This window comes from Kineococcus indalonis, assembly GCF_009906395.1.
GTDB classification, from domain to species: domain Bacteria; phylum Actinomycetota; class Actinomycetes; order Actinomycetales; family Kineococcaceae; genus Kineococcus; species Kineococcus indalonis.
The window spans coordinates 1-11014 of the sequence record NZ_JAAALM010000070.1 but is presented as its reverse complement, the minus strand read 5'-3'; the positions used below and the strand labels follow the sequence as shown (position 1 = coordinate 11014).

9 protein-coding genes are annotated in these 11014 nt (G+C 78.1%); 1 reads left to right on the top strand and 8 read right to left on the bottom strand.

Features of this window, described 5'->3' with window-relative positions; translation table 11 throughout:
• The 4 genes from GTR00_RS25580 to GTR00_RS05765 form a co-directional block, all read right to left on the bottom strand.
• Nucleotides 1-311 (bottom strand): FxsA family protein (locus tag GTR00_RS25580; protein ID WP_166610682.1); only part of this gene is annotated, 311 nt, incomplete at its 3' end.
• Entirely contained in the window at nt 308-1972 is a 1665-nt protein-coding gene (gene lnt, locus GTR00_RS05775; protein ID WP_323132243.1) for an apolipoprotein N-acyltransferase, read from the bottom strand. The genes GTR00_RS25580 and lnt, both read right to left, overlap by 4 nt.
• Nucleotides 1973-2394: 422 nt before the next feature.
• A complete protein-coding gene (locus tag GTR00_RS05770) occupies nt 2395-4071 on the bottom strand; it encodes an amidohydrolase (protein ID WP_323132242.1) in 1677 nt (558 codons plus the stop codon).
• Between the two features lie 75 nt (nt 4072-4146).
• Entirely contained in the window at nt 4147-4776 is a 630-nt protein-coding gene (locus tag GTR00_RS05765; RefSeq protein WP_166610680.1) for an LppX_LprAFG lipoprotein, read from the bottom strand.
• Between the two features lie 79 nt (nt 4777-4855).
• On the opposite strand from GTR00_RS05765, the gene GTR00_RS05760 reads away from it, so the two are divergent.
• Nucleotides 4856-5773, top strand: coding sequence for a 5'-3' exonuclease (locus GTR00_RS05760; RefSeq protein WP_166610684.1), 918 nt, complete (start codon nt 4856-4858; stop codon nt 5771-5773).
• A 54-nt stretch (nt 5774-5827) separates the two neighbouring features.
• On the opposite strand, the gene GTR00_RS05755 is transcribed toward GTR00_RS05760, so the two are convergent.
• From GTR00_RS05755 to tatA, 4 genes are all read right to left on the bottom strand, one after another.
• Nucleotides 5828-8635 (bottom strand): DEAD/DEAH box helicase, encoded by a 2808-nt coding sequence (locus tag GTR00_RS05755; RefSeq protein ID WP_166610679.1) that lies wholly within the window; start codon nt 8633-8635, stop codon nt 5828-5830.
• Between the two features lie 93 nt (nt 8636-8728).
• Nucleotides 8729-9655 carry a diacylglycerol/lipid kinase family protein gene (locus GTR00_RS05750; protein WP_166610678.1) on the bottom strand — a complete coding sequence of 309 codons (927 nt, stop codon included), beginning with the start codon at nt 9653-9655 and terminating at the stop codon, nt 8729-8731.
• Nucleotides 9656-9686: 31 nt separating this feature from the next.
• Nucleotides 9687-10502: a twin-arginine translocase subunit TatC gene (gene tatC / locus GTR00_RS05745; RefSeq protein WP_323132240.1), complete on the bottom strand. Its 816-nt coding sequence runs from the start codon at nt 10500-10502 to the stop codon at nt 9687-9689.
• Between the two features lie 44 nt (nt 10503-10546).
• Entirely contained in the window at nt 10547-10828 is a 282-nt protein-coding gene (gene tatA / locus GTR00_RS05740) for a Sec-independent protein translocase subunit TatA (protein WP_240899481.1), read from the bottom strand.
• Between the last annotated feature and the right edge of the window lie 186 nt (nt 10829-11014).

Sequence of the window (11014 nt, the reverse complement as noted above, 5' to 3'; positions counted from 1 at the left end):
GGATCGTGCGCCCCGCGGGCCGCTGCCCCGGTGGGCGCACCGGGCCGGCCGGGCGGCGTCCCGCCCGCGGCCCGCAGCGCCGCCAGCGCCCGCCGCCCGGCGCGCCGCAGCACCGCCACGCCCGCGAGGGTCTCCACCAGCAGCAGCGCCAGCACGCCGGCGGCGTGCACGACGTGGGCCAGCTGCGCCAGCAGCCACACCTCCACCGACAGCAGCACCAGCACGCCCAGCAGGACCACCAGCACGCGCGAGGGCCGCGCCCGGCGCACCGGCCGGGCCCCGCCCGGGCCGGGCCCCAGCGGTGCGCTCACAGCGCCACCGGGCTGGCCGGGTCGCGCCGGTCGGCCCCACCGCCGGGACCGCCGCCGGCGGGACCACCGGCACCACCGCGGCGCCGGCGACGCGAGCGCGCCGGGCCGGCGCGCCGCGGCCCGCGCCGGGCGGTCAGCAGCAGCAGCACCCCGGCCGCGCACAGCGCCAGCTCCGGCGCCTGCCCCAGCCGCGTGGACAGCGTCTGCGTCGAGCGCAGCGCCACGTCGCCCTGCAGCACCGCGGTGGTGAACAGCGACGTCTCCTCGTGGGCGGTGCCGTCCGGGGTGATCAGGGCGCTGACGCCGACCGTGGAGATCTGCACCACCGCGCGACCGGACTCCACCGCCCGCAGGCGCGACATCGCCAGCTGCTGCACGGCCTCGTCGGAGTAGCCGAAGGTGGCGTTGTTCGTCTGCACCACCAGGAACTGCGCCCCGGCGCGCACCGACTCGCGCACCGTGTCGTCGAAGGCGACCTCGAAGCAGATGACGTCGCCCAGGCGCGCCTGCCCGCCGTCGGCCAGGGGCACCCGCAGCAGGCCCACCGCGTCGCCGTGCACGAAGTCGCGGCTGACCAGGTCGACCTTGTCGCTGAAGCGGCGGAAGAACGCGCGGTGGGGCATGTACTCGGCGAACGGGGCCGGGCGCTGCTTGACGTAGTGGCGGCCCGGGTCCTGCAGCGCGCCGACCAGCCCGTCGGCCGGGGTGGCCAGCAGGCCCGTGTTGGACACGTACCGGCCCGGGCCCTCCAGCACCGCGCCGACCAGCACCGGTGCGCCCACCGCGTCCACGGCGCCCTCGACCACCCTCGCGGCGTCGGCGTTGCCGTAGGGGTCGATGTCGCTGGAGTTCTCCGGCCACAGCACCACGTCCGGGCGCGGGACGAGCCCGTCGTCGACCTGCTGCGCCAGCGCGGCGGTGGCGCGCGCGTGGTTGTCCAGCACCGCGCGCCGCTCGGCGTTGAAGTCCAGGCCGGCGCTGGGCGTGTTGCCCTGCACGGCGGCCACCCGCAGCGTCCCCCCCTCGGCCGCGGTCGGGCGCGGCACCAGCGCCCCGGCGCCCAGCACCGCCGCGGCCGCCAGCGCGGCCGCCGCGGCCGGCACCGCGCGCGGCACGGCCCGCGCTGCACCCGCCGGGGCGGGCAGGCGCAGCAGCGCGCGCACGGCGCCGGCCAGCAGCGCACCGGCCAGGGCCACCGCGAACGTCACCGCCGCCGTGCTGCCCAGCGCGGCCAGGGCCGCGGTGGGGCCGTCGGCCTGGGAGAACGCCAGGCGCCCCCACGGGAAGCCCTCGAAGGGCACCCGGGCGCGCGCGGCCTCCACGGCCACCCAACCGCACGCCACGGCCAGCGGGCCCAGCCGCAGGCGGGCGCGCTGCAGCCGCGGCAGCAGCGCCCCCAGGGCGGCGTAGAAGAGCGCGCACACGGTGGCGAGGGCGAACCAGGGGAGGAAGCCCACGTAGGTGCCGCTCCAGGCCAGGTGCGGCACGAGGAAGGCCCACCCGAACAGCAGCCCCGACAGCGCGCCGCGCCGGGCGCGCACCCCCGCGGTGGCCAGCGCGAGCAGGGTCACCGCCACCGGGGCGAGCCACCACAGCCCGTCCGGGCGCAGGGCCCCGGGGAAGGCGGCCCAGGCGGCCACCCCGCCGCCGAGGGCCAGCACCGGCGACGCCGCGCGCGCTGGGGGCGGGGCGGGGAGCGGAGCACGACGCACCGCTCGAGGGTACGCGGCGCGCGGCGGGGGGAGAGACAGGTCGGGTCCGCCGCACCCCTCGGGCCGTCGCGCACCTCGTCGGCTACGAGGTGCACGCCGTTGTCTAAGGACGCGCGGACCCGACCTCGCCCACTCCGGCCGGTGGTCGGCGCCCGTCGTCGCAGGTGGTGCGGCTGCGACGACGGGTGGGCGGTCGACCGGCCGGCTTCCCCGTCGTGGGCTCCCGGTCGAAGCTACTCGGCCACGCCGGGCTGTCAACCGCCCGGTGACCTGCACCGACGCGCGTCGGTGCAGGTCACGGCGCCGAGCGCGAGGCGGGACCACCGGGACGCCCCGGCGTGTCGGCGGCGTGTCGGGCGTGCCCGCGGCCCTCAGCCTGCGAGCTCGTCGTGCACCAGCACCCCGTCCACCGCCGTGCGCAGGCAGCGCGGCGCGCGCGCCCCCGCCGACAGGTCCGGCAGCCCCGGCGTGCCGGAGCGGGCGTCGGTGCTCCAGCCGGACAGGCGCCGGTCGGGGGCCTGCACGACCAGGTCGCCCGCCTCCCACACCGCGTACGTCGCCGGTGCCCCCGGGCGCAGCACCCCCGGGTGCCCGCGCCCGGCCAGGCGGTGCCCGCCGCGGGTGTGCGCCAGGAACGCCGCGCGCACCGAGACCGCGTGCTCCTCGCGGTGCGGGAACGCCGCCGCCCGCACCGCCGCCCACGGGTCCAGCGGCGTCACCGGCGCGTCGGAGCCCAGCGCCAGCGGCACCCCGGCCGCGGCGAAGCGGGCCAGGGGGTGCAGGCCGGCGGCCCGGGCGGGCCCCAGCCGCTGCTCGTACGTGCCGCCCGGGGCGCCCCACACCGCGTCGAAGGCGGGCTGCACCGAGACACCCACCCCGAGCCGGGCCAGCACCGCCACCACCCGCTCGTCGGCGGCCACCGCGTGCTCCACCCGGTGCCCGCGCGCGGCCAGGGCCGCGGGCCCCAGGTCGGCGGCGACCTGCTCGAGGGCGTCGGCGAGCACGTCCAGGGCCGCGTCGCCGATGGCGTGGAAGGCCGCCTGCACCCCCGCTCGCGTGCAGGCGCTCAGGTGCTCGCCCACCGCCGCCGCGTCCAGGTGCAGGGTGCCTCGCCGGCCGGGCGCGTCGGCGTAGTCCTCGCGCAGGGCGGCGGTGCGCGAGCCCAGGGCGCCGTCGACCGCCAGGTCGCCGCCCACGCCGGCCAGGTGCACGCCCTGCCGGGCGCAGTCGTCCACCAGCTCGCGCACCTGCTCGGGCGACGTGCACGCCCGCGCCAGGTAGGCGACGACCTCCGGGAGCGGTTCGCGGCCCGCGGCGCGCTCGGCGGACGTGCCCGGCCCCGCCACCGCGGACAGGCCCGCGAGGTCCCCCGGCGGGGCCAGCGCCGGGCCGGACATCTCGTGCACGGCGCCGACGCCGACGGCGGCCGCCCGGCGCAGCGCGGTGCGGCGCGCGGCCTCGGCGGCGGCGGGGGTGAGCACGGCCCAGCGGGCGTCCAGGGCGGCGTGGTGGGCGCGGTCGTGCACGTGGCCGTCCTCGTGCCAGCCCGGCAGCCCCGCCAGGCCGGCGCGCTCGGCCAGCGCCGTGGAGACCAGGGCGCTGTGGCCGTCGACGCGGCCGAGGTGCACCGGGGCGCCGCCGGCGGCGCGGTCCAGCTCGGCGCGGGTGGGGGCCCGCCGCCCGTCCCAGCGGCTCTCGTCCCACCCGGCGCCGACGACGAGGTCGCCCGGCGCCCCGGCGCGCGCGGCCGCGGCCACCGCGTCCAGGACCTCGCCGGCGCCGCGGGCTCCGGACAGGTCCAGGCCGGTGGCGCGCAGGCCCGTCTCCGTCAGGTGCGCGTGGGCGTCGACGAAGGCGGGGGCCACCAGGGCGCCGCGCAGGTCCACGACCTCCTCGTCGCCGCGCGTGAACGCCGGCGCCGCCTCGTCCGGGCCGATCCAGGCGACGGTGCCGCCCTCGACGAGCATCGCGGTGGCGAAGGGGTCGGCGGGGCTGTACACGGCGCCGCCGCGGTACAGCCGGCGCGCGCCGTGTCGGGGTGCGTCCACCCGCGCCACCCTAGGCGCGGGCAGCACACGGGGGGCGTGGAGGGGCCGGCCCCTCCACGCCCCCCGTGCGACGGCTCAGGCGCCCTGCTGCGCGGGCACCGCCCCCGTCGGCAGGTCGGTGACGGTGGCCGGGTCCGGCGCCGCCACGTCGACGTCGCTGCCCCAGTCGTAGTAGTCCATGCTCAGCTCCGCCGTGGAGCCGTCCACGGCCAGGTCCACGACCGTGCGGGCCGGCCGGTCCTGCTCGTCGACGTACAGGGTGAACGGCACGCTGCCCACCTCGGCGGCGGCCTGCTCCGCCTCGGCGGTGCGCTGCTCGGCCGGCAGCTGCTCCAGAGCCTCCGCCGCGTCGATGGTGCCCGCGTAGCCGCGGGTCTCCACCCCGCGCACGGTCACGCCGGGCACCTCGCGCACGTCGTCGGCCACGGCGCGCAGCTGCTCCAGCTGACGGGACGGGTCCAGCGCCGAGGTGTCCACGCCGGCCGCGCCGGCCGCCTCCAGCGGCAGGCGCACCCACTGGCCCTGCCCGGTCAGCGGGGCGCCGGACAGGTAGGCCGTGCCGTCCACCAGGCGCAGCTGCACCGGTGCGGTGGCGCCGGCTTGCGCGGGCAGCGTCACGGTGGCGCTCACCGCGCCGCTGGCGGCGTCGAACGCGCCGTCGCCGGAGACGCTCACCGCCTCCTCGCCCGCGGCGGTGGCCTCCACGCTGAACGAGAACCTCGCCGTGCCGGCCTCGCGCGAGCGGTCCGCGGAGGCCTGCACCACCTGGAAGGCGGTCAGCTCGGTGGCCGGCAGCGCCTCGCTGTACTACCGGGCCTTCCACGGCGTGCCGCAGTCGCTGACCGCCCCCGACGGCACGCCCGTCAACGCGGTGCGCGGCTTCCTGGACGCGCTGGCGTTCCTGGTGGCCGAGCACCGCCCGGCGCGGCTGGTGGCGTGCTGGGACGACGACTGGCGCCCGGCGTTCCGGGTGGCGGCCCTGCCGTCGTACAAGGCGCACCGGGTGGGCGCCGACGGCGGCGAGGACTCCCCGGCCGCGCTGGGGCCGCAGGTGCCGGTGCTCGTGGACGTGCTGGCGGCCCTGGGCGTGGCGCGGGTGGGCTGCCCGGGCTTCGAGGCCGACGACGTGATCGCCGCGCTGGCCGCGCGCGCCGTGGCCCGCGGCGACGGCGCGCCGGTGGTGGTGGTCACCGGCGACCGCGACCTGTTCCAGCTGGTGGACGACGCCGCGCGGGTGCGGGTGCTCTACGTGGGCAGGGGCGTGCGCAGGGCGGAGCTGGTCGACGAGGCCTGGCTGGCCGAGCACCACGGGGTGCGCGGGGGCGCCGGGTACGCGGACCTGGCGGTGCTGCGCGGGGACCCCTCCGACGGGCTGCCGGGGGTGGCCGGCATCGGGGAGAAGACGGCCGCGGCGCTGCTGCAGCGCCACGGGGACCTGGCGGGGGTGCGGGCCGCGGCCGCCGACCCCGCCTCGGCGGTGCCGGCCGGGCAGCGGCGGCGGCTGCTGGAGGCCGCGGCGTACCTGGACGCGGCGCCGGCGGTGGTGCGCACGGTCGCCGAGGTCCCGGTGCCGGCGGTGGCCGACGAGCTGCCGCGGGCCGCGGCGGACCCCCAGCGGCTGGAGGAGCTGGTGCGGCGGTGGGGGCTGGCCTCCAGCGTCGAGCGCGTGCTGGCCTCCCTCGCCGGCCACCGGGGGCGCTGAGCCCCGGGAGCGCTGGGTCCGCGGGGCCGCCGGGGCCCGGCCCGCGCCTCAGCCTCAGGTGAGGGAGGTGTGGGCCACCACGCCGCGGCGCACCGCGTCCACCGCCTCCCGGGCGGACGAGCGCACCGCGGGGTCCAGGGAGGCGGCGGCGACCTGGTCCAGCAGGTCGACCAGCTGCTTGCAGCGGCGCACGAAGTCGCCGGCGGCGAGGTCCGCCTCGCGCAGCACCGCGTCCAGGCGGTGCCCGGAGGCCCAGCGGTGCACCGCCCACGCCAGGCCTGCGTCGGGCTCGCGGGTGGCGGGCACCTTGTGGTGGTCCTCGCGGTCGGTCAGGTCGCTCCACAGCCGCACGGTGGCGGCGATGGCCTCCTCGGCGCGGCGCGGCACCCGCTCGCTGCCCGAGCCCTCGTCGCGGCGCGACTCGTGCACGAGGACGGAGACGGCGGCGGCGAGGTCGGCGGGCCCCAGGCCGGCCCAGGCGCCGTGGCGCAGGCACTGCGCCACCAGCAGGTCGGTCTCGGCGTTGATGCGGCGCAGGGTGCGGCCGATGTCGGTGACGGCCGTGCCGTCGGCGGTGAGGTAGCCCAGCTCGGCGAGCAGGTCGCACACCCGGTCGAAGGTGCGCGCGATGGTGCCGGTGCGGCCCTCGATGCTGCGCTGCAGCGCCCGGGTGTCGCGGGCCAGCTTCTCCTCGCGCACGGCCCAGCGGGCGTGCTCCTCGCGGTCGGCGCAGCCGTGGCAGGGGTGCGCGCGCAGGCGCTCGCGCAGCTCGGCGAGCACGGTGTCCTCGTCGGCCGCGCCGGAGCCGCCGCGGCGGCGGCGCGGCACGTCACCGCCGCCGACCTCGGCCAGGGCGTTGCGCAGCGAGGAGGCCAGGTCGCGGCGGGCCTGGGGGCTGCGCCAGTTGAACGCCTTGGGCACCTTCACCCGCGCCACCGGCTCGACGGCGCCGGTGAAGTCGTGCGCGGAGACGGTGCGCACCTGCCGGTCCTGGCTGAGCACGCGCGGGGACGGCCCGTCGAAGCCCTTGCCGTCGACGAGGTCGAGCACCACGCCGAAGACGTCCCGGCGCCCGCCGGGCAGGCGCACGACGTCGCCGGTGCTCAGGGACTCCACGGAGCGGCGGGCCTCGGCGCGGCGCTCGGCGGCGCCGGCGCGGGAGAGCTCCTTCTCCCGCTCGGTGACGCGCTGGCGCAGCGCGAAGTACTCGGCGAAGTCGCCCAGGTGGCAGGTCATCGCCTCGCGGTAGCCGGCCAGGGCGCGCTGCTGCTCGCGGATCTGCTGGGCCTGCCCCACGACGGCGCGGTCGGCCTGGAACTGCGCGAAGGACGTCTCCAGGATGTCGCGGGAGCGTTCGCGGCCGACCTGCTCGACGAGGTTGACGGCCATGTTGTAGGTGGGCCTGAAGCTGGAGCGCAGCGGGAACGTGCGCCGCGAGGCCAGGCCCGCGACGGCCTCGGGGTCGGTGCCGGCGCTCCACAGGACGACGGCGTGGCCCTCCACGTCGATGCCGCGGCGCCCGGCGCGGCCGGTGAGCTGGGTGTACTCCCCCGGCGTGACGTCGACGTGGGTCTGCCCGTTCCACTTCACCAGGCGCTCCAGCACCACGGAGCGGGCGGGCATGTTCACGCCCAGGGCCAGGGTCTCGGTGGCGAAGACGGCCTTGACCAGGCCGTCGGCGAAGAGCTGCTCGACGGTCTCCTTGAAGACGGGCAGCAGGCCGGCGTGGTGGGCGGCCAGACCGCGCTCGAGCCCGTCGAGCCACTCCCAGTAGCCCAGCACCGCCAGGTCCGAGGAGGGGATCTCCGCGCAGCGCTCCTCGGCGATCGCGCGGATGCGCCGGGAGTCCTCCGGGGTGGTCAGCCGCAGGCCCCAGGCCACGCACTGCTGCACGGCGGCGTCGCAGCCGGCGCGGCTGAAGATGAAGGTGATCGCCGGCAGCAGGCCGGCGGCGTCGAGGCGCTCCAGGACCTGCGCGCGGCTGGGGGTGCGCCCGCCGGGCGGGCCGGCGGCGAAGCGACCGCCGCCGGGGCGCGGGCGGCCGGGCCCGCGCCCGCGCCCGCGCCCGGCGGCGGCCAGGCGGTCGCTGCGCAGCTGCTGGCGGGCCATGGCCACCAGCTCGGGGTTGACGATGGCGCCGGGCACCAGGGAGCCCTCGTCGCCCTCCAGCGGGTCGCCGGCGGGGTCGGTGAACAGGTCGTACAGCTCGGTGCCCACCAGCAGGTGCTGCCACAGCGGCACGGGCCGGTGCTCGGAGACGACGACCTCGGTGTCGCCGCGCACGGTGTCCAGCCAGGCGCCGAACTCCTCGGCGTTGGAGACGGTGGCCGACAGGGAGGCCACCAGCACGTCGGAGGGCAGGTGGATGATCACCTCCTCCCAGACGGCGCCGCGGGAGCGGTCCGCCAGGTAGTGCACCTCGTCCATGACCACGTAGCCCAGGCCGTCGAGCAGCGCGGACCCGGCGTACAGCATGTTGCGCAGCACCTCGGTGGTCATCACGACCACGGGCGCCTCGCCGTTGACGGAGTTGTCGCCGGTGAGCAGGCCCACGCTGGCGGCACCGTGGCGCTCGACGAGCTCGGCGTACTTCTGGTTGCTCAGCGCCTTGATGGGCGTGGTGTAGAAGGCCTTGCGGCCGGTGCGCAGCGCCAGGTGCACGGCGAACTCGCCGACGACCGTCTTGCCGGCGCCGGTGGGGGCGGCGACGAGCACGCCGCGCCCCGCTTCCAGCGCGCGGCAGGCCTGCAGCTGGAAGCCGTCGAGCTCGAAGCCGACCGTGCCGGCGAACCGCGCCAGCTCGGTGCGCGACTCCTCAGTTCGGCGGCGCGCTGCCGCGTAACGTTCCGCGGGGCTCGCCATGTCGCGACAGTACGTCACGGCCACCACCGCTGCGCGTCGACCCCCGCGCCGGCGCGGGTACCGGGCGCTGCACGGGCACGAGCTCGGGGGCGCTCACGCGAGCACGTGCAGCGCCGAGGGCACGACCTCGCACGTCAGGGGCAGCCGGCCCACCGGCTCGCCGTCGGCGTGCGGTCGCGGCAGGCGCCGGGCGCGACCGCCGGCCGCGACCAGGGGCTCCAGGCGCACGGTGCGGGCGCGGTGCACGCGCACCGCCGGGGAGCCGAGGTGCTCGCCGGGGCGCAGCTTGGTGAACAGGCGCAGCGCGGGCACGGTGCTCAGGGCGTCCACGACGACGACGTCGAGCAGCCCGTCGGCCGGGTCGGCGCCGGGGGCGACGTCGAGGCCGCCGCCGTAGCAGCGGGTGTTGGCCACGGCGGCCAGCAGCACCTCCCGCTCCAGCACGCGCCCGTCGAGGGTGATGCGCAGCGGCAGCCCGCGCACGGTGAGCAGCTCGCGCACCGCGGCCAGGGTGTAGCGCGCCGGGCCGGGCGGCCAGCGCCAGGCGTTGGCGCGCTCGTTGACGAGGGCGTCGACGCCGGAGGCGAGGATGCTGGCGTACCAGCGCTCCCCCTCGGCGCTGTGCACGCGCACGGCGTCCACGGCGCGGCGCGAGCCGGTGCGCAGGGCCGCGGACAGCGCGCTGACGGCCGCCAGGGGGTCGTGCAGCGGCAGGCCCAGCCCGCGGGCGACGTCGTTGCCGGTGCCGGCGGGCACGATGCCCAGGGCGGTGCCGGTGCCGGCGACCTCCTGCACGGCGGCGTGCACGAGGCCGTCGCCGCCGACGACGACGAGGGCCTGCAGGTCACCGGCGGCCCGGCGCGCGGCGGCGCGGGCGGCGTCCGGGTCGGGGCCGGACAGGTCGGTGACGGCGTGGCCCAGGCGGCGCAGCTCGGCGCGCACGCGGGCGCCGGCGGCGAAGCCGGCGCCCCGCCCGGCCGTGGGGTTGACCAGCAGGCCGACGGGGCCGGGGCCGCTCACGCGGCCCGGCCCCGGGGTGCGGCCGGGCGCTTCAGAGGGGGCTGGCTTCGTCGTCGGAGAGGTCCGCGAACTCCGCCTGCCCGTCGCGGCGCGCGCGGCGCTTGTCGTTCCAGATGCACACGCCGATCGCGACGAAGAACAGCAGGATCAGCGGCAGGGCCATGACGATCATCGTCAGCGCGTCGGGGGTGGGCGTGAAGATCGCCGCGAAGACGAAGCAGAGGAAGACGACGATGCGCCACTGCTTCAGGATGGCCCGCCCGGTGACCAGGCCGGCGAAGTTCAGAGCGACCAGCAGGACGGGCACCAGGAAGGAGATGCCGAACGCCAGCAGCAGCCGCATGACGAACGACAGGTAGTTGTTGGCCGTGATGAAGGTCGAGGACCCCTCGGCCGTGAACTCCGAGAGCAGGTGGATGGTCGTGGGCAGCACCGAGGCCGCCAGCGCCACGCCCGCCAGGAAGAGCGGCACGGCCGCGACGACGAAGCCGACCGCGTAGCGGCGCTCCTTCTTCGTCAGCCCCGGGGTGACGAACGCCCACAGCTGGTAGATCCACACTGGGCTGGAGACGATCAGACCCACCCAGATCGCGCCCTTGACCTGGACCTCGATGGGGCCGACCACGCTGTCGTAGTTGAGCGTGCCGTTGGTGAGCTGCTGCAGCGGACGGATCAGCTGGGGCAGGACGACGTCGCCCCACAGCCACCAGCCGGCCACCGCGCCCAGCACGACCCCGAGGGCGGCGCGGAAGAGCCGCTTGCGCAGCTCGTCCAGGTGCTCGCGCAGGGGCATGCGCCCCTCGGGGTCCTTCGGCGGGCGGCGCCGTCGGAACGTCGTCACTGCCACGTCGCCGGGTCCTCCGTGTGCGTCTGTGCGGGGTCAGCGGTGCGTCAGCGCTCGCGCGAGGCGCTGGAGTCGCTGGTGCTGCGGGTGCCGTTGACGTGCTGGTCGGCGCCGTTCACGTGGCCGTTGACCTGGCCGTCGTCGAGGGCCTTGGGGGTGAAGGCGGTGCCGCGCTCGGCGACGTCGTCGTCGTCCTTCTGCATCTCCTTGACCTCGCTCTTGAAGATGCGCAGCGACCGGCCCAGCCCCCGCGCGGCGTCGGGCAGGCGCTTGGCGCCGAACAGCAGCAGCAGAACGACGACCAGCACGATGATGTGCCAGGGCTTCATTGCGCCCATGGTGCTCAACCTCCGTAGGGGGACGGTGCACGGTCATCGTAAGGCCCCGGCGCACCCGCGCGGGCCCGCCACGCGCACCCGGCAGCCCCACGCGAGGCGCCCCGCGACCGGTGCGCCCGGCGCGCGCACCGCGTCAGCGGTCCGCCCGCCCGGCGCGCCGGGGTCGCGGGGCGCGGG

Coding starts and splice junctions, on each gene's coding strand:
- GTR00_RS05755 (WP_166610679.1), bottom strand. CDS start 8,635: ATGGCGAGCCCCGCGGAACGTTACGCGGCAGCGCGCCGCCGAACTGAG.
- tatA (WP_240899481.1), bottom strand. CDS start 10,828: ATGAAGCCCTGGCACATCATCGTGCTGGTCGTCGTTCTGCTGCTGCTG.